21 protein-coding genes and 1 rRNA gene are annotated in these 21,340 nt (G+C 70.8%); 13 read left to right on the top strand and 9 right to left on the bottom strand.

Annotated features, from left to right (window positions below; translation table 11 throughout):
* The first annotated feature begins 74 nt into the window (after positions 1-74).
* From pstC to pstB, 3 genes are read left to right on the top strand one after another with little or no spacing between them, the layout of a single operon-like run.
* Positions 75-1,073 carry a phosphate ABC transporter permease subunit PstC gene (pstC, locus tag AB0C96_RS35260; protein WP_362923291.1) on the top strand — a complete coding sequence of 333 codons (999 nt, stop codon included), beginning with the start codon at positions 75-77 and terminating at the stop codon, positions 1,071-1,073.
* Entirely contained in the window at positions 1,070-2,149 is a 1,080-nt protein-coding gene (gene pstA, locus AB0C96_RS35255; protein WP_362923289.1) for a phosphate ABC transporter permease PstA, read from the top strand. The genes pstC and pstA overlap by 4 nt, the downstream gene beginning before the upstream one ends.
* A gap of 58 nt (positions 2,150-2,207) precedes the next feature.
* Positions 2,208-2,984: a phosphate ABC transporter ATP-binding protein PstB gene (gene pstB, locus AB0C96_RS35250; protein ID WP_362923287.1), complete on the top strand. Its 777-nt coding sequence runs from the start codon at positions 2,208-2,210 to the stop codon at positions 2,982-2,984.
* A gap of 139 nt (positions 2,985-3,123) precedes the next feature.
* On the opposite strand, the gene AB0C96_RS35245 is transcribed toward pstB, so the two are convergent.
* Positions 3,124-4,122, bottom strand: coding sequence for an inorganic phosphate transporter (locus AB0C96_RS35245; protein WP_362923285.1), 999 nt, complete (start codon positions 4,120-4,122; stop codon positions 3,124-3,126).
* Positions 4,123-4,131: 9 nt separating this feature from the next.
* Entirely contained in the window at positions 4,132-4,752 is a 621-nt protein-coding gene (locus tag AB0C96_RS35240; RefSeq protein ID WP_030415904.1) for a DUF47 family protein, read from the bottom strand.
* 194 nt (positions 4,753-4,946) lie between these two features.
* On the opposite strand from AB0C96_RS35240, the gene AB0C96_RS35235 reads away from it, so the two are divergent.
* The gene (locus tag AB0C96_RS35235) at positions 4,947-5,363 is read left to right on the top strand and encodes a metal-sensitive transcriptional regulator (protein WP_362923282.1); all 417 of its coding nucleotides are present in this window, start codon (positions 4,947-4,949) and stop codon (positions 5,361-5,363) included.
* Between the two features lie 10 nt (positions 5,364-5,373).
* Here the strand turns inward: AB0C96_RS35235 and AB0C96_RS35230 are convergent, their stop codons facing one another.
* The gene (locus AB0C96_RS35230; protein ID WP_362923280.1) at positions 5,374-5,586 is read right to left on the bottom strand and encodes a hypothetical protein; all 213 of its coding nucleotides are present in this window, start codon (positions 5,584-5,586) and stop codon (positions 5,374-5,376) included.
* 120 nt (positions 5,587-5,706) lie between these two features.
* A complete protein-coding gene (locus AB0C96_RS35225) occupies positions 5,707-6,570 on the bottom strand; it encodes a hypothetical protein (protein WP_362923278.1) in 864 nt (287 codons plus the stop codon).
* A gap of 172 nt (positions 6,571-6,742) precedes the next feature.
* Between AB0C96_RS35225 and AB0C96_RS35220 the strand changes: the two genes are divergently transcribed.
* Complete coding sequence (locus tag AB0C96_RS35220; RefSeq protein WP_362923276.1) at positions 6,743-6,922, top strand: hypothetical protein; 180 nt, start codon at positions 6,743-6,745, stop codon at positions 6,920-6,922.
* Positions 6,923-7,233: 311 nt separating this feature from the next.
* A complete protein-coding gene (locus AB0C96_RS35215) occupies positions 7,234-8,847 on the top strand; it encodes an FAD-binding oxidoreductase (protein WP_362923275.1) in 1,614 nt (537 codons plus the stop codon).
* A 141-nt stretch (positions 8,848-8,988) separates the two neighbouring features.
* On the opposite strand, the gene AB0C96_RS35210 is transcribed toward AB0C96_RS35215, so the two are convergent.
* Positions 8,989-9,735, bottom strand: coding sequence for a phosphatase PAP2 family protein (locus AB0C96_RS35210; RefSeq protein ID WP_362923273.1), 747 nt, complete (start codon positions 9,733-9,735; stop codon positions 8,989-8,991).
* A 205-nt stretch (positions 9,736-9,940) separates the two neighbouring features.
* Positions 9,941-10,945 carry a bifunctional lytic transglycosylase/C40 family peptidase gene (locus tag AB0C96_RS35205; RefSeq protein WP_362923271.1) on the bottom strand — a complete coding sequence of 335 codons (1,005 nt, stop codon included), beginning with the start codon at positions 10,943-10,945 and terminating at the stop codon, positions 9,941-9,943.
* Positions 10,946-11,124: 179 nt separating this feature from the next.
* On the opposite strand from AB0C96_RS35205, the gene AB0C96_RS35200 reads away from it, so the two are divergent.
* The 7 genes from AB0C96_RS35200 to AB0C96_RS35170 all read left to right on the top strand — a co-directional run bounded on the left by AB0C96_RS35200 (position 11,125) and on the right by AB0C96_RS35170 (position 19,269).
* Positions 11,125-11,247 (top strand): hypothetical protein, encoded by a 123-nt coding sequence (locus AB0C96_RS35200; protein WP_362923269.1) that lies wholly within the window; start codon positions 11,125-11,127, stop codon positions 11,245-11,247.
* A gap of 374 nt (positions 11,248-11,621) precedes the next feature.
* A complete protein-coding gene (locus AB0C96_RS35195; RefSeq protein WP_046930918.1) occupies positions 11,622-11,930 on the top strand; it encodes a hypothetical protein in 309 nt (102 codons plus the stop codon).
* Between the two features lie 606 nt (positions 11,931-12,536).
* On the top strand, positions 12,537-13,394 hold the full coding sequence (locus AB0C96_RS35190) for a hypothetical protein (RefSeq protein WP_362923268.1): 858 nt from the start codon (positions 12,537-12,539) through the stop codon (positions 13,392-13,394).
* Complete coding sequence (locus AB0C96_RS35185; protein ID WP_362923266.1) at positions 13,384-14,679, top strand: hypothetical protein; 1,296 nt, start codon at positions 13,384-13,386, stop codon at positions 14,677-14,679. Before AB0C96_RS35190 ends, AB0C96_RS35185 begins: the two co-directional genes overlap by 11 nt.
* Positions 14,676-16,238: an SCO6880 family protein gene (locus tag AB0C96_RS35180; protein WP_362923264.1), complete on the top strand. Its 1,563-nt coding sequence runs from the start codon at positions 14,676-14,678 to the stop codon at positions 16,236-16,238. Before AB0C96_RS35185 ends, AB0C96_RS35180 begins: the two co-directional genes overlap by 4 nt.
* A 29-nt stretch (positions 16,239-16,267) precedes the next feature.
* Positions 16,268-17,692, top strand: a complete 1,425-nt coding sequence (locus AB0C96_RS35175) for an ATP-binding protein (protein ID WP_362923354.1) — start codon at positions 16,268-16,270, stop codon at positions 17,690-17,692.
* Complete coding sequence (locus tag AB0C96_RS35170) at positions 17,689-19,269, top strand: type VI secretion protein (RefSeq protein ID WP_362923262.1); 1,581 nt, start codon at positions 17,689-17,691, stop codon at positions 19,267-19,269. The genes AB0C96_RS35175 and AB0C96_RS35170 overlap by 4 nt, the downstream gene beginning before the upstream one ends.
* A 92-nt stretch (positions 19,270-19,361) precedes the next feature.
* Here AB0C96_RS35170 and AB0C96_RS35165 read toward each other — a convergent pair whose 3' ends face one another.
* From AB0C96_RS35165 to rrf, 3 genes are all read right to left on the bottom strand, one after another.
* Entirely contained in the window at positions 19,362-20,009 is a 648-nt protein-coding gene (locus AB0C96_RS35165) for a TetR/AcrR family transcriptional regulator (protein ID WP_362923260.1), read from the bottom strand.
* Entirely contained in the window at positions 20,006-21,067 is a 1,062-nt protein-coding gene (locus AB0C96_RS35160; RefSeq protein WP_362923258.1) for a saccharopine dehydrogenase, read from the bottom strand. The genes AB0C96_RS35165 and AB0C96_RS35160 overlap by 4 nt, the downstream gene beginning before the upstream one ends.
* A 182-nt stretch (positions 21,068-21,249) precedes the next feature.
* Positions 21,250-21,340: ribosomal RNA gene (rrf, locus tag AB0C96_RS35155) — 5S ribosomal RNA — on the bottom strand; the annotation flags it as partial.

The raw sequence follows: 21,340 nt of genomic DNA, 5'->3' as shown, positions 1-21,340 counted from the left end.
CCCTTTCGGGCCGCCGCCCGTCCGGTGCACCGCCGCGCCAGGAGCCCCCACCGGCTCCGCAGACCGGAGAATCCATGAATAAAGCCTCCTCGACAACCGACAACCCGCCTGCGCCGGGGGACGGCCGCCAGTCGCCCATATCCGGCAGGTCGGTCCGCCCCGGTGACCGGATCTTCCTCGGGCTCTCCCGGGGCTCCGGTATCGCCCTCCTGGTGATCATGGCCGCCATCGCGTCCTTCCTCACCTACCGGTCCGTACTCGCCATCTCCGGTGACAAGGCCAACTTCTTCACCACGCTCGACTGGAACGCCACCGGCACGGAGCCGAAGTTCGGCATCGCGGTGCTCGCGTTCGGCACCCTCGTCAGCTCGGTGATCGCGATGCTCATCGCGGTCCCGGTCGCGGTCGGCATCGCGCTCTTCATCTCGCACTACGCCCCGCGCAAGCTGGCCTCGCCGCTCGGCTACGTCATCGACCTGCTCGCCGCGGTGCCCAGCATCATCTACGGCCTGTGGGGCGCGCTCTTCCTCGTCCCCCACCTGTCCGGCCTGTACGGCTGGCTCAACGACTACCTGGGCTGGACCGGGATCTTCAGCTACTCCCAGGGCGCGGCCCGCTCGCTCTTCACCGTCGGCATCCTGCTCGCGATCATGATCCTGCCGATCGTGACCAGCGTCAGCCGCGAGGTCTTCCTCCAGGTCCCGAAGATGCACGAGGAGGCCGCGCTGGCCCTCGGCGCCACCCGCTGGGAAGTCATCCGCATGGCCGTGCTCCCCTTCGGCCGCTCCGGCGTCATCAGCGCCTCCATGCTGGGCCTGGGCCGTGCGCTCGGCGAGACGATGGCCGTCGCGACGGTCCTGTCGCCCAGCTTCCTCATCAGCGCCAGCCTGCTGGACCCGGGCGGCGGCACGTTCGCCCAGAACATCGCCAGCAAGTTCAGCGAAGCCGACCAGTTCGGCCAGGACGCCCTGATCGCCTCCGGTCTCGTCCTCTTCGTGATCACGCTGGTCGTCAACGGCGCGGCCCGCCTGATCATCGCCCGCCGCAAGGAGTACTCGGGAGCCGCAGCATGAGTGTCGTCACGGATCGCACGGCGGTCGCCAACGGCGGCAGCCCGCTCCCGGTCTCCCTCAAGCAGGCCCGGCTGCCCCGCTGGGCCACACCGGTCCTCGCGCTGGTCGCGGCCGGCGCCGGCTGCGGCATCGGAATCGCCGCCGGCCTGGACAGCACGGTGCAGTGGGGCCTGATCGCCGCCCTGCTCTTCATCCTCGGTACGTTCGTGCTGTCCGCCGCCGTCGAGGGCGCTCGGCAGGCCAAGGACCGGCTGGCCACCTGCCTGGTCTGGGTCGCCTTCCTGCTCGCCGTCATACCGCTCGCCTCCCTGCTGTGGGAGACGATCGTCCGCGGCAGCAAGGTGCTGGACGGCTACTTCCTGTCGCACTCGATGGGCACCCTCCCGGACGCGATGCCCGGCGGCGGTATCTACCACGCGATCATCGGCACCCTGGAGCAGGTCGGCCTGGCCACCCTGATCGCCGCGCCGATCGGTCTGCTCACCGCGATCTACCTCGTGGAGTACGGCCGCGGCCGGCTCGCCAAGGCCGTCACCTTCTTCGTCGACGTGATGACCGGCATCCCCTCGATCGTGGCCGGCCTGTTCGTCCTCTCCGTGTGGATCCTGATCCTCGGCTTCGGCCCGTCCGGTTTCGCCGGCGCGATGGCCCTGGCGATCCTGATGATGCCGGTCGTGGTCCGCTCCACCGAGGAGATGCTCAAGCTCGTCCCGAACGAGCTGCGGGAGGCCTCCCTGGCCCTCGGCGTCCCGAAGTGGCGCACCATCCTCAAGGTCGTCCTGCCGACGTCGATCGGCGGCATCACCACCGGCGTGATGCTCGCCATCGCCCGTATCACCGGTGAGACGGCACCCGTGCTGCTCCTGGTGTGGGGCGCCAAGACGATCAACAACAACCCCTTCGAAGACGCCCAGCAGTCGCTTCCGCTCTATGTGTTCCAGCAGTGGCAGCAGGGTTCCGAGGCCTCCTACGACCGCGCCTGGGCCGCGGCACTGGTCCTCATCGCCTTCGTGATGATCCTCAACCTGGTGGCTCGCGGCATCGCCCGCTGGAAGGCCCCCAAGACCGGTCGCTGAGGCGACACACGGCTCCGCCGAGTGGGGCCTTAAGCGATACGAAAGAAGCAGTGATCCCATGGCCAAGCGAATCGACGTCAGCGGCCTCTCCGCCTACTACGGCAGCCACAAGGCCATCGACGACATCTCGATGACGATCGAGCCGCGCTCCGTGACGGCCTTCATCGGCCCGTCCGGCTGCGGAAAGTCGACCTTCCTGCGCACCCTGAACCGGATGCACGAGGTCACCCCCGGTGGCCGCGTCGAGGGCAAGGTGATGCTGGACGACGAGAACCTCTACGGCTCCGGCGTCGACCCGGTCGCCGTCCGCCGCACCGTCGGCATGGTCTTCCAGCGCCCCAACCCGTTCCCCACGATGTCGATATTCGACAACGTCGCGGCCGGGCTGCGGCTGAACGGCTCGTACAAGAAGAGCGAGCTGAAGGACATCGTCGAGAGGTCCCTCAAGGGCGCCAACCTCTGGAACGAGGTCAAGGACCGCCTGAACAAGCCCGGTTCGGGCCTGTCCGGCGGCCAGCAGCAGCGGCTGTGCATCGCCCGCGCCATCGCGGTCGAGCCGCAGGTCCTGCTGATGGACGAGCCCTGCTCGGCGCTCGACCCGATCTCCACCCTCGCCATCGAGGACCTGATCGGGGAGCTGAAGGAGCGCTTCACGATCGTCATCGTGACGCACAACATGCAGCAGGCCGCCCGGGTCTCGGACCGTACGGCGTTCTTCAACCTGGCGGCCGTCGGGCAGCCCGGCAAGCTGATCGAGATCGACGAGACCGAGCGGATCTTCTCCAACCCCTCGGTCCAGGCCACCGAGGACTACATCTCCGGCCGCTTCGGCTAGGCCGTCCTGCCTTCTTGGACCTGCCCTGGTCGACGCCCCTGAGCGTCCTGCGGTGCTGCATGGCGGTGCCACCGCAAGGACGAAGGGCCCGCCCCTCCTTCCCGGAGGGGCGGGCCCACTGTCGTTGTGCGGTCCGCGGTCAGCCGAAGGCCAGCCGGACCAGCCAGTACACGAACGCCGCGACCAGCGCCGCCGCCGGCATCGTGATGAACCAGCCCATCACGATGTTCTTGGCGACGCCCCAGCGCACCGCACGCGGCCGCTTGGTCGAGCCGACGCCCATGATCCCGGCCGTGATGACGTGGGTCGTGGAGATCGGCGCGTGGAACATGAACGACGCGGTGTACATGACCGAGGCGGCCGTGGTCTCCGCGGCGAAGCCCTGCGGCGGGTCCAGCTCGATGATCCGGCGGCCGAGGGTGCGCATGATGCGCCAGCCACCGGCGTACGTGCCGAGCGAGAGGGTGATCGCACAGGCCAGCTTGACCCAGACCGGGATGGCCTCGTCCTTGCCCTCGACGTCCGCGATGACCAGCGCCATGACGACCACACCCATGGTCTTCTGGGCGTCCTGGAGACCGTGGCCGAGCGCCATACCGGCGGCCGAGACGGTCTGCGCTATGCGGAAGCCGCGCTTGGCCTTGTGCGGATTGGCCCTGCGGAAGATCCACAGGATCAGGACCATGACCAGGTAGCCGAGCACCAGGCCGATCACCGGCGAGATGAACATCGGCAGGACGACCTTCTCGATCACCCCGGACCAGATCACCGTCGTGCCGCCGGCCAGCGCCGCGCCGACCATGCCGCCGAACAGGGCGTGCGAGGACGACGAGGGCAACCCGAAGTACCAGGTGACCAGGTTCCAGGCGACCGCGCCGATCAGCGCGGCGAAGAGGATGCCCATCCCCTTGCTGCCCTGGGGAGTGGCGATCAGCCCCTCACTGACGGTCTTGGCGACGCCGCTGCCGAGGAAGGCACCGGCGAGGTTCATCACGGCGGCCATCGCCAGGGCGGCACGCGGGGTCAGCGCACGCGTCGAGACCGAGGTCGCGATCGCGTTGGCGGAGTCGTGGAAGCCGTTGGTGTAGGTGAAACCGAGCGCGACCGCAATGGTCACGACAAGCGCGAAGGTGTCCATGGCCGGGGCTCAGGACTCCTTGACCGCGATGGTCTCGACCGTGTTGGCGACGTGCTCGAACGCGTCCGCCGCCTCTTCCAGGATGTCCACGATCTGCTTGAGCTTGAGGACCTCGATGGCGTCGTACTTGCCGTTGAAGAGGTGCGCGAGCAGCTTGCGGTGGATCTGGTCGGCCTGGTTCTCCAGGCGGTTGACCTCGATCCAGTACTCGGTGAGGTTCGACATCGTGCGCAGGTTGGGCATCGCCTCGGCGGTCAGCTCGGCCGCCCGCGCCAGCACCTCGATCTGCTGCTCGATGCCCTTGGGGAGCTCCTCGACCTTGTAGAGGACGACCAGATCGACGGCCTCCTCCATGAAGTCCATGATGTCGTCGAGCGACGAGGCGAGGTTGTAGATGTCCTCGCGGTCGAACGGCGTGATGAACGAGGAGTTCAGCTGGTGGAAGATCGCGTGGGTCGCGTCATCTCCCGCGTGCTCGGCCGCGCGCATCCGCTCGGAGATCTCGGTCCGCGCGGAGGCGTCCGCCCCGAGCAGTTCCATCAGGAGCTTGGAGCCCGTGACGATGTTGTCCGCGGAGGCGGCGAACATGTCGTAGAAGCTCGTCTCCCTGGGGGTCAGACGAAAACGCACGTGGAATCCTCGGGGTGCATCGGATTAGGTCGAGTTGATGCTAGGCGCATCATCCAGCCACTGCTAACCGGCATTCCCTCAGTGTCGCCCATCGGGCAGCATGCTCTGCACGGGGTACCGCAGGTGCCCGCAAAGTTCGGTACCATATACCCACTAGGGGTATATGAATCGCCTAGATACCAGGGGAGACGGCCATGACGACCATGGACGCCGACACCACCGGCAACACCGCAGCCGCCGCGGCCCGCCACACCCCGCAGCCGACATCCGACCCCCGAGGCGAAGCCCAAACCGTGACCGATACCGCAGAGACCCCGACGTCCGCCGGCGTCCACGGCTACGCAAAGCAGAAGGACGCACACATCAAGCGACTGCGCCGGATCGAGGGGCAGATCCGCGGACTCCAGCGGATGCTCGAAGAGGACGTCTACTGCATCGACATACTCACCCAGGTCTCGGCGAGCACGAAGGGCCTGCAGTCCTTCGGCCTCCAGCTCCTGGAGGAGCACCTGCGGCACTGCGTGGCCGACGCGGCGGTCAAGGGCCCCGAGGCCATCGACGCCAAGGTCCAGGAGGCGACCAAGGCGATCGAGCGGATGCTGCGCTCCTGACCCTCGAGGGCTACTCCGGCTCCCCGGGCCCCTCACCGTGGTCCCCGTCCACGTCCAGCACCTCGTCGATACGGGCCGGGCTGAGCCGATCCTCGCTGGCAGCCGCGGCCGCGATCATCAACTCACCGGTCAGGTCGATCTCGACGAGGGCCACGTGGTCCTGGACCGACGTACGGCGGTGGCCGGCCACGTACAACACCTCCTGCTTCGAGCGCCTTCCCACGCCTGGGGCGGTCACCGCCAGCGTAGGGAGGGTCGCGCGCTCCGCGCATGGCACGGATGGACCATTTCCGCCCTCCGGCACGCGCCCCCGTCACATGTCCCGCCGGCCCTGAGGACACCCCTAGGGGGCGGCGGAAGCGATCTTCCCGGCATAGATGTCCCGCCGGTCCGGCAGCCGCACCGCCACCCCGGCGCCGAAGCCGGACAACTCCGTCGTGGAGGTCACCGACGCCCCCGCGGGCGCACCGTTGGCGAAGTGGAACCGCTGGCACACCTTGCGCAGCCGCCCGGCCTCGTCGAGGTACGCGTCGAACGGCACCGCGTCGGTGGTGAAGCCTTTCTCCGCGGCGACCAGTGCCGGCCTGGTCCGCGGCGACGCCGCCCGGGCCGCCGCCCCGATGTCCGTCGTCCCGCGGTAGTGCCGCACCACGACGCCGTCCCACCGCTCCTCGCCCACGTACGCCACGTCCCGGGCGCCGCGCAGCAGTTCCGCGGCGGCCAGCGGGTCGGTGGCGCCGCCGGTGACCAGGTTGCCGTCGGCCAGCGAGGCGGTCTCCACCCGCACCCACTTGTCGGCGGGCACACCCGCGCCGCGGTTCTTCATGAACAGCGCACCGGGCGCCAGGATCTCGGTGATCGGCTCGCGGCCCCCGCCGGGCTCGCCCGCCGGATCGGGCAGCAGGAGCCGCAGCTGCCCGCTGCTGGTGGTGAAGTCGTAGCCGCCGGAGCCCCGGATGGCGACGCGGGTGCCGCCGCTCACCGTCTCCATCGCCGTACGGACCGCGGCGGACCGGGCCCGCACCAGGGCGTCGGCGCTGGCGCGGACGTCCTCGCCGGCCGCGGCGGTGGGCCGGCCGGGCGGCTCCTGGTCGTCGGCCGCCGCCCCCTCCGAGGAACAGCCGGTCGCCAGCAGCCCCACCGCCAGACCCGTCCCGCACGCCATGGCCACGGCCGCCGCGCCGCCTCGCCTGCCCTGCACCACCATCGCGTACGAGCCCCCTCGGCCGCTGTCTTCGGAGCCGGCCTGGACGGCCGGTCCGCTCGGGAGGGTCGGACGTCCCGCCCACGCGGTGTCTGACGTTCCGTCGACCGATCCGTTCAACGACCGTTGCGGGGGCTCGTCACGCAACGGCGCCGGGAGCGCGTAGCGTGGACGGGTGCCCGACCGAACCCCTCATACGACCTCCACCACCGAGCGCGGGTCCTTCTGCACGGCCCGCTGCGACTGCGGCTGGCGGGGGCCCGCCCGTCGCGCCCGCTCACAGGCGCGCACGGACGCACAGCGCCACCTGGTGGAGGCCGGGATCGCGTCCGGGCCCGAGCACCCGTCGGAGTAGCGCAGGAATCCGGGAGTCCGTTCCGGGAACCCCCAACGCCCGTACGGCATCTGCCTAATGAGAGAAGCCACGGCACCGCGCCGCCCCGGGACGCAAGACCAGAATCGGACACTTCCGGACAGTGCGGATCATGCCGGACGGAGCGGTGTGCGGGGGATGCATACGGCCGCGCCGCCCGGTGCCACGGCTCCGGCACACCCCCGCACGACCGCGGTCGGCGGCGTCGGCCGCGCCCGTACCGGCGCCTCGACCCGCTCCGGCCGTCGCGCACGCGGGGCGAGACCGTACGACATCGAGGGGGACTCATCCCAGTGAAGCGGCGCACACTCCTGCAAGCCGGCACCGGACTGGCGGCGACCTCGGTCGCCCTGGCCACCGGCTGCGACAACAAGACCGGCGGGGCGGGCGCGGCGCCGGACGCCTCCGGGGCCGCGGCCGGCGCCGGAACCGCGCAGAACACCGCGGCGTCCGGCTCGGCGGCGGCCGTCCGGTCCCGCGCCACCCAGGCCAACTGGACCGCGCTCGGCAAGAGCCTGGACGGCCAGCTGATACGGGCCTCGGACGCCGCGTACGCGGCCGCCCGCCGCCTGTACAACACCCGCTACGACACGCTGAAGCCGTCGGCCGTCGCCTACGTCAAGCACCCGTCCGACATCGCCGAGTGCCTCGCCTTCGCCCGGCGCTACGACGCCCCGGTCGCCATCCGCAGCGGCGGCCACTCCTACGCGGGCTGGTCCAGCGGCAACGGCCGGCTCATCATCGACGTCTCCGCCCTGGCCAAAGTCGGCGCGCCGTCCGGCGGGGTCACCCGCATCGGCGCCGGCGCCAAGCTGATCGACGTCTACCGGGGGCTGGCGGCGCACGGCGTGACGATACCCGGGGGCTCCTGCCCCACCGTCGGCATATCCGGCCTCACGCTCGGCGGCGGCCACGGCGTGGTCTCCCGCGCCTACGGCCTGACCTGCGACAGCCTGGTCGGCGCCACGGTGGTCACGGCCGACGGCAAGACCGTCGACTGCGACGCCAAGCAGCACTCCGACCTGTTCTGGGCGCTGCGCGGGGCCGGCAACGGCAACTTCGGCGTGGTCACCGAGCTCCGCTTCCGTACGCATCCGGCGCCGCGCGCGGTGATGGCGTACATGACCTGGCCGTGGGCCAAGGCGGCGAAGGTGCTGGGGTCCTGGCAGACGTGGGGGCCGGCGCAGGCCGACGAGATCTGGTCCGCCTGCCACCTCGACGCCCGGCCCGGTGGCACCCCCGCGGTCTCGGTGGCCGCGTTCTCCCTGGGCTCGTACCGCGACCTGCAGAACGCCGTCGACAAGCTCGCCGACCGGCCGGGCGGCCCCGGCCCCGCGTCGACCGTCCGCCTGACGCCCATCGGCTACCTGGACGCCATGGAGGCCTACGCGGGCTGCTCGTCCAAGTCCGGTGCGCAGTGCCACATGCCGGGTTCGCTGCCCGGGCACACCGGCACCGGGCAGCTGGGCCGGGAGACCTATGCGGCCCGCTCGCACTTCTACGACCGCGCGCTGACCGCGGCCGGCATCCAGACCATGCTGGCGCAGATCGAGCGCGGCGGCCGCCAGGGCGTCACCGGCAACGTGGCGCTGACGGCGCTGGGCGGGGCGATCAACCGGGTCGGCCGCACCGACACCGCCTTCGTGCACCGCGGATCGCGGTTCCTCGCCCAGTACTTGGCGTCCTGGCCGGCGTCCGGCTCCGCCGCCTCCCGCACGGCATGGCTGAATTCCTTCCATGACGCGATGCGTAGGCATGCGTCGGGCGCCGCGTACCAGAACTACACCGACCCCGGGCTGACCGACTGGAAGTCCGCCTACTACGGCGCCGCCGCCGGCCGCCTCGCCCAGGTCAAGCAGGCCTACGACCCGCAGCGGCTGTTCAGCACCTTCCCGCAGGCGCTCTGAGTCCGCCCGGCGCGGCCGCGGAAACACGGACGGCCCGGCCCCTCGAAGGGGGTCCGGGCCGTCCGCATCCGCCAGGTCTTCGTCCGCCTCCCGGGGGAGGCGACCGTCCTCGGTCCTACAGGCCGTCAGCCGGTCCGGCCGTCAGGCCGCGAGGTCCTTGTCCCGCTCCTTGTCACGCTCGGCGTGCCCACGCGGCACCGCCGTCCCCGTGGCCACCACCCGGCTGCCCTCGGCGTCCTGGCCACCACGGCCGGCGCCGCCGTCCGGCTCGACGCCCGGGGCCCGCACCAGCCACGCCACCTTCGACCGGCCGATCGCGGTCGTCAGCGGCACCAGCAGCGCCTGGGCGAGCGGCGCGAGCAGCAGCGCCACGGCGGTGCCCAGCGCGAAACCGCCGATCACGTCGGTCGGGTAGTGCACGCCCATGTAGACCCGGCAGAAGCCCTCGGCGAGCGCCAGCGCGATCCCGATCAGGCCGTACTTCCGGTGGGCGATGAACAGGCCGACGCCGACCGCCATCGTGAGCGTCGCATGGTCGCTGACGAACGAGAAGTCGCTCTTGCCGGGGATCAGCACCTCAAGCCCGGCGTGGTCCTTGAAGGGCCGCGGCCGCTCGACGAACGCCCGGATCGGGATGTTGGCCAGCAGCGCGATGCCGGCGGCCAGCGGCGCCCAGACCAGACCCGCGATCGCGGACGGCGCACCCGGCTTGCGGCGCGCGGACCACCAGGCGATCAGACACAGCACCGCGAGGCCGGCGATGATGCCGTACTCGCCGATGTACTCCATGGCCGTGTTGACCCAGCGGGGGGCGTCCTTCGCGAGGCCGTTGATGCCGTCGAGCACGTCGACGTCGGGGTTCGGCCCCTCGAATGCGAGTCCAGCCATCTACCACGACCCCTATCTTTCGCGCGCGCGAGCGCCTTACGTGTGCTGCCAACCCCCGTGGTCGTCGAGCGTGTGCTGCTGCGAGCGCTGCTACGTCCCCACGCATAGGAAACGTGATCGCCCACCCGGTCGTTCCACTCTCCACCGGAAGATCACCAGGACGTTATCGAAGCTTGACTCATCGCCGCAGTTCAGGGCCCTATGTTCACGCAGCGTTCGCAGCGGGGAGCGCTTTTGCGCCATCCGAGGTGACCCGCGTCGCACCGATGTAGTCGGGTGTGTCGATCTTGTCGAACCGGATCACGGCCCCGGTGTAGGGCGCATTGATCATGTACCCGCCGCCGACGTAGATCCCCACGTGGTGGATCGACCGCGGATCGTTCAGGTCGTACGCGAAGAACACCAGGTCCCCGGGGAGCAACTGGTCCCGCTTGGGGTGCGCGCCGGCGTTCCACTGGTCGTTGGCCACCCGGGGCAGTTCGATGCCCACCGAGTGGTACGCGGCCTGGGTGAGGCCGGAGCAGTCGAACCGCCCGCCCTGCGCGGCCGTCCCCGTCCCGCCCCACAGGTACTGCGTCCCGAGCCTGTCCTGCGCGAAGTAGATGGCGCCCGCGGCCTGCCGCGACGGTGCCACCGGCCCGACCGGCGCCTCGAAGCTCTTCGCCAGGGTCGTGATCGTCTTCACGTAATTCTGGGTCTCGCGGTAGGGCGGCACGCCGTCGTACTGGATGACGCGGTACGCCCCGGCGTTGTACGCGGCGAGCATGTTGTGCGTGGCGTCGCCCGAGGCCTTCTTCACATAGCTGGCCAGTTCGCAGTCGTACGACGCCGCCGACGCGATCGCGTCCGCCGGGTCCCACACGTCCCGCTTGCCGTCGCCGTTCCCGTCGACGCCGTGGGTGGCCCAGGTGCCCGGGATGAACTGGGCCATCCCCTGCGCGGCCGCCGGGCTCTGGGCCTTCGGGTTCCAGCCGCTCTCCTGATAGAGCTGGGCCGCCAGCAGCGCGGGGTTTATCGCCGGACAGAGCGTCCCCCACTTCTGCACCAACGACTGGTACGCGGCCGGCACCGCACCCTTGGCGAGCCCGACCGCCCGACCGCCGGCCCCCGCGAGCCCGGCCGCCGCCATGTACGTACCGATCACGAGCAGCCCGAGCAGGCAGAACACCAGTCCCGTCCCGAGCCCACCGGCCACCCAGAATTTCCGCACGCCCCAACCCTCCCCCATTCAGCCCCGGTTCACCGCCTTTTTCCGGCCGCTGGGTGCACATGGCGTGGCAGGAACGGCGCAGGGGACGCTCCCCCCGGGGCGCGATTCCGCTCACACCGGCGCCCGGCGCCCCGCCGGATGCGCGACACTGGAGGGGACCGCACGGCAGGACGAGAGCCATGGACCCGAACGACCAGAAGCAGCTGAGCCGTCACCTGTGGTGGCGTGTGGCGTACTTCCTCTTCGCCATCCACCTGGTGGCACTCGTCATGATCTTCGCCATGTCCCACGCCCCGAAGTAGCCCGGAAGCACCCCGCAACCAGCCCGTCCGGCCCCACTCCCGGCGCTCCCCGACCACGTCCGATCGAACCCGTGTCGGCCGCTGCGTCACCGCCCGACGATCATTGCTCAGGGTTATCCCCCGTGATACACACGGTGAGACCAGTCGATTCCATGGGCGGCGTGTGCCCACGGGCACGCCCCACCTCCATCGGATCCGTCAAAGAAAGCCGCCAAGTCGACTTCTGACGGCGTCTTCGTCGGCGAAGATAGAGGCCGGCCCGTGTCGCGCAGACACGGGATCGACGGACAACTCCCATACCCGCAGCTCCCACGGAGCTCGTACACAACTACCCATTAGGGGCGGTGAGTTCACACATGGCGCACATGTCACACATGTTCCTTGCGGCCGAAAAGGGCGACATCACCACCATCATCGGCGGAATCGCCCCGGACTGGGGCCCGTTCGGCAGCCTGGGCAACGAAGCCCGCGTGATGGTCGAAGTGGTCATGGCAGTGGCGATCCTGCTGTGCCTCGGCATCGCGATCTGGGGCGCCGCCAAACAGCGCATCGGCGCCACCGCGCTGCGCGACACCTTCAGCGCCGAACAGGGCAAGGGCCTGATCGTGGCCGGCCTGACCGGCGTCTTCATCATCGGCTCCCTGGGAACGCTGTTCACCATCGTCTACGGAATGGCCGTCTAGGCGGCGCGGCACGGCGGCAGGGAGCCACGGGGGCGGCGCTCCACACCCTCGCGACCACCACCACTCCGGGACGGGAGTCACGGACACCCGCGACTGCCCACTGCCACCGCCGTCGCCGCACCGCCCGCGTACCCGGACACGCGCCCGTCCCCGCGCTTCCCGCCATGCGCCCCGCCCACCCTCCCCCTGCTTCTCTCTGCCTCCCCCCGCCACCCCGTGCCCCCACTCGGCCCCACCCGGCCGCACCTCCCCTGCCGAGGCCCCATGCTGACGCCCACTCACCCCGGCCCGACGGGGTCCGCACCATGCCCGCAGCACGCCCGTCACCAGCGGGCCGATTGGGCCGCCCGCCGCGCGGGGACAGGTGGATCCGGGGACAAGCAGGCGCCGGACGGCGCAAGAGGGCGACAGCAAACGTGGAGCGGGCAATGAGCACAAACAACCCAGAGTCCCCCATTCGCCTCCGCCGCACCGCATCTGAGGACCCGTCACGGTGAGATGTACTCGTACCACTGCGCCCGAGCCGCCGCCCACGCGGCTACGGTCATATGAGGGCGGCACAACAACGGCACCGACGGCGACGGCGGCAGAGGGGGCACAGGCGCGATGAGTCTCAGTGAGGACGGCGGCTACGGCGGCGACGGCCACCGCGGTCCCGAGACGGGGCAGACCCGGACCAGACTTCCCGACAGCGGCGGCGATCCCTACGGCTCGGCGCGCCGGTCCCGGACCGGCATGTCCAGCCGCAACCTCGTCACGATCGTCGGGGTGATCGTCCTGCTGCTCGCGGCCATCGCCTTCGCCAACCGCGGCGGCAGCGGCAACAACGAGTCCCCCACCGACTCCCCCAAGGACTCCGGCGCCGGCGCCGCCCAGCCCACGGCCCCGACCGGCACCAAGCCGGTCGGCGGCAAGAGCGGGGGGATCGCCACGGGGTTCGCGAAGACGGAGCAGGGGGCGCAGTCGGCGGCGGCGAATTATGCGGTGGCGCTCAACAGTGACGGTATGTACAAGAACGAGAGCCGACACGCGATTGTCGACACGGTCTACGCGCCCTCGGTAGCAGCGTCGCGCAAGAACGGCCTCGACAAGGCGTACTCCGACGCAGCCGCCCTGGGGCGGGCCGGCCTCAAGCCGGACGGCACCGTCCCCAAGGGCATGACGTTCGTTTCACGCGCCACCCCTGTCGGCACAAAGATCGAATCGTTCAAGGGCGACACAGCCAAGGTCTCGGTCTGGTACTCCGCGCTCTTCGGCCTGGCAGGCGCGCGGTCGCAAAACCCCGTGACGGAGAGCTGGTACACGAGCACCTTCGACCTGCTGTGGACGGGTGGGGACTGGAAGGTCAGCAACTCCACGCAGAAGGACGGCCCTGCGCCGATCGGGCGCGACCAACCTGCCGCATCGGCGGAGGACATGACCAAGGCAGTCCAAGGCTACGGAGGTTTCACGTATGCCCGGTAGGACCAAGCAACGCCGTGTGATCTCGGTCGCCGCCGTGCTGGGAGGCGTACAAACCTTCACCCTCATGCTGGCGACACGCGCCGTGGCCGCACCGTCCCCGGGGCCGGGCGACAAGAACTGCGGCCTCCTCAGCGGCCCCTTCGCGCACTCCTGTACAGAGGGCAACCAATCCGGGGGCAACACAACCCCCAGCAGCCCCTTCGACAACAACCCCCTCGACCCCCTCTCCTCCCTCGCCAAAGGCTGCGCCAAAGCCGCCGCATGGATCGTGGACAAGCTGTCCGATGCGGTGAACGCGACGTCCCAGGTGGACTTCACCAACGCGGCGTTCCTGCGGCAGTACGCCGTGGTGTTCGCGGCGTCCACGGTGCTGACGCTGGTGCTCTGGCTGCTGGCCGTGGCGAAGCGGGCGGTGCGCGGGGTGCGGCTCACGGAGGCGATCAGTGAGGCGGTCGGGTTCCTCTGGCTGACGGTGCTGGCGTCGGCGTTCACACCGCTGATCCTGTACACGATCGTCTCGGCGACGGACGGGGTCACCGAGATCATCGCGAAGGGGACGGGGGCGCAGACCGACACGTTCTTCGGGGGGTTCTCGCAGGCCCTCACGAAGGGCACCGACATCGGCGGCGGGCCGATCATGCTGATCGTGGTGTCGCTGGTCTCCGTGCTGGCCGCCGGCGTGCTGTGGCTGGAGCTGGTGATCCGGGCCGCGCTGCTGTACGTCGGGGCGCTGCTCGGGACGGTGGTGTACGCCGGGCTGGTGGACAAGAACATGTGGGGGCACGTACGCCGCTGGGCGGGCATCATGATCGCGGTGATCATGGTGAAACCGGTCATCGTGATCGTGCTCGGCATCGCCGGTGCGCTGTCCAGCAACAAGGGGCCGAACGCCATCTCCGCCGTGGTCTCCGGCCTCGCGATCATCCTGCTGGCCATCTTCGCCAGCGCGATGATCTACCGCTTCGTCCCCGGGTTCGGTGACGAGATCGCGGCGTCGCGGAACAACCGGATGAGCCGGGGCGCCGAGAACGCCGCGGCGGCGGTGCTCAGCTCCCCGGCCGCGCTGGTGTCACAGGGCATCAAGACGCACAGCTCCCGCCGGTCGGACGGCGACGGCGGGGGCCAGGCGCAGGGCGGCCAGTCCCGGCCGGCCGACGCGGTCTCCGGCGGCGTCGCCGCCCACGGCTCCCGCTCCCCGTCCTCCGCCGCCCCCGCCCCCCGTACGAATCCCAACCCCGGCAGCAGCGCCCGCACCGGCAAGACAGCAGGAGGTGAGGGGCGTTGAGCATCCATTCCCATCCGATCGCGCCACGTCGCACCTATCTCATCGGCCGCGCCCGGCCGAACGCGATCGTCGGCAAGAACCGCGAGACCGGCGAGATCGCACTGATCATCGCGGGCGCGTTCCTCGGCATGATGTGCGGGCTGTTGGTGCCCATGCTGCCGCTGCGGATCGCGTCGCTGACCGGCTTCCCGATGCTGGGGCTGGCCGCCGTCTACGTCCCGTACAAGGGCCGGACGTTCTACAAGTGGTTCGAGATCCGGCGCAGTTTCCGCCGTACGCTCCGGCAGGGCGCGGTCTACCGTTCGGGCGCCGCGGAGGCGGGCACCCGGCTGGACGGGCGGGAGGTGGAGATCGGGCCGCCGCCCGGCATCGGACGGATCAACTGGCTGTCGGCGCCGTTCGGACCGGACGAGATCGCGGTGCTGCTGCACGCCGACCGCCGGACGGTGACCGCGGCCATCGAGATCGAGGGGCCGGGCGTCGGGCTGCGGGACAGCGAGGACCAGGAGGCGCTGGTCGACCGGTTCGGGACGCTGCTCAAGCACGTCGCCAACGGCGACGGTTTCGTCACCCGGCTCCAGATACTGGCGCGCACCCTGCCGGCCGACCCGGACGCACACGCCAAGGACGTCGCCCAGCGGGGAGACGCCCGGGCGCCGCGCTGGCTCCAGGAGTCCTACGACCAGCTCCAGTCGATGGTCTCGACGTCGTCCGAACAACACCGCGCCTACCTCGTCGCCTGTATGCACTACACCCGCGAACTGGCCTCCGAGGCGCACACCATGGCGCGGGCCGCGCGGATGCACCAGGGCGGGCTGCTGCGCAAGAAGCTGGACCGGGACGCCGGGCTCGCCGTGGTCATGGCCCGTGAGCTGACCGACATCTGCGCCCGGCTCGCCGAGGCCGACATCCGGGTGCGCCAGCCCCTGGGGCAGGCCCGGCTGGCCTCCCTGGTGCACTCGATGTACGACCCGGACCACCCCATCGACCACATCCAGGCGATGAGCAAGCGCAACGCCTGGCCGGCCGAGCTGGATGCGATGGAGCCGACGTACCTCCAGGCCAAGACGCGGGAGTCGTCGACCCGCGCACCGTGGTGCCACTCCACGGCGTGGATCAAGGAGTGGCCGCTGACCCCGGTGGGCGTCAACTTCCTCGCGCCGCTCCTGGTGCACACCCCGGACGTGATCCGTACGGTCGCGGTCTGCATGGACCTGGAGCCCACCGAGGTCGCCATCGAGCGGATGCTGACGGAGAAGACGAACGACGACGCCGAGGCCAGCCGGGCGGCGAAGATGAACCGAGTGGTCGACCCACGGGACGTGGCGCACCACGGACGGGTGGACCAGCGCGGTGAGGACCTGGCGTCCGGCGCGGCGGGGGTCAACCTCGTCGGCTACCTCACGGTCTCCTCCCGGTCGCCCGAGGCACTCGCCCGCGACAAGCGCACCATCCGCGCCTCGGCCGGCAAGTCCTATCTGAAGCTGGAGTGGTGCGACCGCGAGCACCACCGGGCGTTCGTCAACACCCTGCCGTTCGCGACCGGGATCCGCCGCTAAAGCCGCTGGGAGGCGCGTACGTCATGGCCATGCTCGATCCGCTCGGGGCGCTCACCGACGCGTTCACCAGCTTCCTGTTCGGGAAGGTGGAGACGACCCGGCTGCCCGTGCGCACCTCCACCGGCCAGGCCCAGGCGGTCTACCTGCCCACCGCGGCGCCCGGTCTCGGCGACTCCGGCGTGATCATCGGGCGCGAGGTCTACAGCGGCAAGGGCTACATCTACGACCCGTTCCAGCTGTACGGGCAGCAGCTGCCGGCCCCGCACTGGCTGGTCCTCGGCGAGTCCGGCAACGGCAAGTCGGCGCTGGAGAAGACGTACGTACTGCGGCAGTTGCGGTTCCGCGACCGGCAGGTCGTGGTGCTGGACGCGCAGGGCGAGGACGGCGTCGGCGAGTGGAACCTGATCGCCCAGCAGCTGGGGATAGTGCCCATCCGGCTGGACCCGACCGCGGCCCTCAACGGCGGCATCAAGCTCAACCCGCTCGACCCGTCGATCACCACCACCGGCCAGCTGGCCCTGCTGCGCACGATCATCGAGGTCGCGATGGGGCACGGCCTGGACGAGCGCTCCGGCTTCGCCCTCAAGGTCGCGCACGCCTATGTGAACGAGACCATCACGGACCGGCAGCCCGTCCTGACCGACATCGTCGAGCAACTGCGGCACCCCGAGGCGGAGTCGGCCGAGGCGATGAACGTCGACATAGACGACGTCCGAGCCTGGGGTCTGGACGTGGCACTGGTCCTGGACCGCCTGGTCGACGGTGACCTGCGCGGGATGTTCGACGGGCCGACGTCGGCGGGCATCGACCTGGACGCTCCGCTGATCGTCTTCGACCTGTCGCACATCGACCGGAACTCCATCGCAATGCCGATCCTGATGGCGATCGTCGGGGTGTGGCTGGAGCACACCTGGATCCGCCCCGACCGGAAGAAACGCATCTTCCTGGTCGAGGAGGCCTGGCACATCATCAACTCGCCGTTCGTGGCACAGCTCTTCCAGCGGCTGCTGAAGTTCGGCCGGCGGTTGGGCCTGTCGTTCGTGGCGGTCGTCCACCACCTGTCCGACGTGGTGGACGGCGCCGCGGCGAAGGAGGCCGCGGCGATCCTCAAGATGGCCTCGACCCGGACGATCTATGCGCAGAAGGCGGACGAGGCACGGTCCACGGGGCAGGTGCTGGGCCTGCCGCGCTGGGCGGTGGAGATCATTCCGACGCTCACGCCCGGTATCGCGGTCTGGGACGTCAACGGCAACGTCCAGGTCGTCAAGCACCTGATCACCGAGGCCGAACGCCCGCTGGTCTACACCGACCGGGCGATGACCGAGGCGTCCGCGATGCCGACGGACCAGGCGCGCGCCCTGGAGGCGGCGGCCGACGCGGAGGCCGAGGCGCGCGCCGAGGCCATCGCGATGGAGCGCCGGTGGAGAGACGAGTCGAGCGAGACGGTGGCGTGAGACGCGGATACGACGACGCGCGGGGCGAGCTCCGCGGCCACCCCGACCGGCCCGGCGGCCGGAGCCGCGGCATCCCCGACTCCCTGCTGGTCGGCCTGCTCGCCTTCCTGCTGGGCCTGACCCTGCTGGTGTGGACGGCGACCGGGCTGGCCGGCCTGTTCGCGCACGGCGCCTGGCCCGACGGCGTCGACTACCCGGGGACACCGATGGCGCTGCGCCATCTGGTCTCCGCGCCGCACGACATGGCTGCCGCCTGGCCCGACACCCCCAAGGCCCAGCTCTCCGGCTACGGCCTGTTCTGGGGCATCCTCATCGGCGAGCTGATGGTGCTGCTGGTCCTGACCGTCTTCACACTGGGGACGATCGCCCGCTACCGCGCGGTACGGGCGGTGCGGCGGGCGAAGGCCCGGGAGGCGAGGAAGGCACGGGAGGCGGCGGAGGCCGGGGAGCCGGCGCGGGCCACGGGCGGCGCCAGGGAGCCGGTGCCGGCCGTCGGGACGGCACCCGCCGTGCCGGCCGTGCCGAGCGTTCCCACCGCTGCGCCCGTCGCCCCGCCGCCCCCGCCCGTCGCCGAAACCGCGCCCACCGGCCCGGTTCCCGAGCAGCGCACCGCCTCCCCGGCCGGCCAGCTCTCCGAACTCCCGCTGCCCCGCGTCCAGTTCGCCACCGCGGGCCGGTCCGCCAGCCGCGCGGAGGCCGTCGCCACCGCGACCTCCGCCCCGGGCCCGCTGGTCGTCGCCAGCACGGACCCCGCGCTGTGGTCCGACACCAAGGACGCCCGGGCCAAGCTCGGGCCGCTGCTGACCTACGATCCGACGCACCGCCTCGACACCCCGGCCCGACTGCGCTGGTCGCCGACCTCCGGGTGCGAGGACCTGGCCACCGCCACGACCCGGGCCGCCGCGCTGCTGGCCCCCGTACGGCCGTCCGGTGCGGCGGACTCGGCGGTCGCGGACGCCGCGCAGACGCTGCTGCGCTGCTGGCTGCACGCCGCCGCGGTGGACGGTCGGCCGTTCCGGCAGCTGCACCGCTGGGCGCATGCCGCGGGCGGGGCGCAGGAACCGGTGCGCATCCTGCGGACCAGCCCGAAGGCGTCGGCCGGCCAGGCCGGTGAGCTGGAGTCGGTGCTGACCGCGCACGCCGAACGCCGGGAGCTCGCCAAGGAGTTGGTCGGCCGGGCGCTGACCGCCCTGTCGTCCCTCCACATCCGGGACGCCTGTACCCCACTTCGAGCGGATTCGGTCAATCTCGAATCATTTATCGATGAGGGGGGAACGCTTTACGTGGTAGGCGAGCCCATCGAGGATCCGCGTACCGACCCGGGTGCGATGCCGCTGCTCACCGCACTCCTCTCCAGCGTGGTCGAGCACGGCCGCCGCATGGCCGAACGGTCATCTGACGGTCGGCTCGACCCACCACTCACCCTCGTCCTGGACGACATCGCGGCGCTCGCCCCGTTGCCCGCGCTCCCCGACCTGCTCGAAACGGGCCGCAACCGCGGCCTGTTGACACTGGCGACGATGCGCTCCCAGGAACAGGCCCGGGCCCGCTGGCCCCATCGCTCCCTCCCGGTCTGACCGGCGGATACCGGGCACAACGCCGGCACCGCGGCCGGCACCCGGCGGGTGCCTCGCCGGGTGCCGGCCGCGGTGCCGGTCGGGTACCGCCCTCACTCCCGGAGCAACCGCACGGCAAACGCTGCCAGTTGTTCATCCATCGCGGCCGAACGGCCGCCGGCAATGCCCGAGCGCAGCAGCGCCGCCCCCTCGACCAGCGCGACGAACGTCTCGGCCCTGGCCCGGCAGAGGTCACCCGGCCAGTCCGGCCGCCCCTGCTGGACGAACGCCTCCACATGGGCCACGTACTTCCGGTAGAACTCCCGGACCACGGCGGCGATCTCGTCGTCCCGCGCCGCCAGCGCCCACACCTCGACGTAGAGCCGCACGAGCTGGGGATCGTCCTGCTCGGCGAGGACCACCCCCACCACCTCGTCCGGGTCCGCCGGTGGACCGATCGGGGTGCCGATGCCGGACGGATCGTCCCGCACCATCCGCAGCCCGGTCGTCTCCGCCAGCCGCTCCAACGACCGGTCCAACGCCCGCTCCAGCACCGCCTTGATCAGGTCGGCCCGGCTCGGGAAGTAGTGCTGTAGATGCCCGATCCGCACCCCGGCCTCGGCGGCGATGGCCCGCAACGAGACCTCCGCCCCCTTGGCCACCAGCACGGCCTCGGCCGCATCGAGCAGGCTCGTCCGGCGGATGCTCCCCTGCCGGGTCAGCGTGGCGGCCTTGCCGGTGCCCGGCTCCTTCCCCGTCATGACACCTCGACCTTCACGCCCGCCTTCGCCAACGCCGAGAGGGTGTTCTGCGGCACCGGCGTCATCTCGGGGAAGACCACCCCGCGCGGCGCCGCGGCACCGTCCTCGCCCAGCACCCTGCGCAGCCCCAACAGCCCGCCCAGCGCCGTCAGATGGGCCTGGCCGGCCGGATCGTCGACCGTCCCCGTACGCCGCTCACCGCTCTTCCCCCGGACGTCGATCCGCACCAGGGCGCTGCCGCCCTCCCCGGGCGCATACAGCACCGACCGACGGGCATTCTCGAAGCGGTCCCCGCGCCCCCACCGGAAGAACCCGGTCCGCTTGAGCGCCAGCAGTGTGGACGTCGACGAGTTGGCGCTGAATCCGATCCGGGTGACGGCGGTGTCCACCCCGAGCACCAACGGCAGGGTGAACTGCTCCGGAGTGTCGATCCGGGCGACCTTCGTCCGGTGCTCGCCGATCATGACGTAACCGGCCCCGGTCAGCGGCATGATCGTCCGCCGCCGCCCGTCCTCGGTCACCTCGTAGTCGAGCCCCAACCGGTCCATGAACTCCACCGAGTCCGCACCCGCCCGGTCCTCGAGGTCGTACCGGACGGCGATCTCCACCCCTGCCGCCCCACCGAGCTCGGCCGACAGCGCCGCGGCGACCAGCGCGGTCACCCCGCCCATCCAGCTCGACGACAGCAGCACCGGCGCCCTCGGGGGCTCCACCGCCGCCACCGCGGTGGCACGCTGCAATCGCGCCGTCCACCGCGTGATGTCCACATACGGCACACCACCCCGGATCGCCGCCAACAACACCCGGTCGTCGGGATCGTTGACCGTGCTGATCACGGCCCGCACGCTAGCGGTAAAGGGCTCCTGATCGCTCAGGTCCCAGCGCCGCACCGAGGCACCGACCTCGTCGGCGAGCACCCTGCCCCGCTCCGGAGTACGCCCGGTGAGCAGCAGGGGCCACGAGGAAGCCGCCAGTCGGGTCAACTCCCCACCGACGGTCCCATATCCGCCCACCACCAGGACCGGACCCGTCACATCGAGCTGGATGTCATCGTCCACACGGACCAAACTAGGTCACGTGACCTAGAAGCACAACGGCGACGTGCCCGCCGTCACCCCGCCGTGGGCACGAACGCCTTCGGCGCCCCACCCGTGAACGCACACCGCAAACACACACCACAAACGCAAAAAAGCCTCGTTCCCCGAGTCGAAACTCGGGGAACGAGGCTTTATCAAAATTAGTTCGGCGGCGTCCTACTCTCCCACAGGGTCCCCCCTGCAGTACCATCGGCGCTGAAAGGCTTAGCTTCCGGGTTCGGAATGTAACCGGGC

Source organism: Streptomyces sp. NPDC048506 (assembly GCF_040651315.1).
Taxonomy (GTDB): domain Bacteria; phylum Actinomycetota; class Actinomycetes; order Streptomycetales; family Streptomycetaceae; genus Streptomyces.
This window is presented reverse-complemented; position numbering and strand designations above follow the sequence as displayed.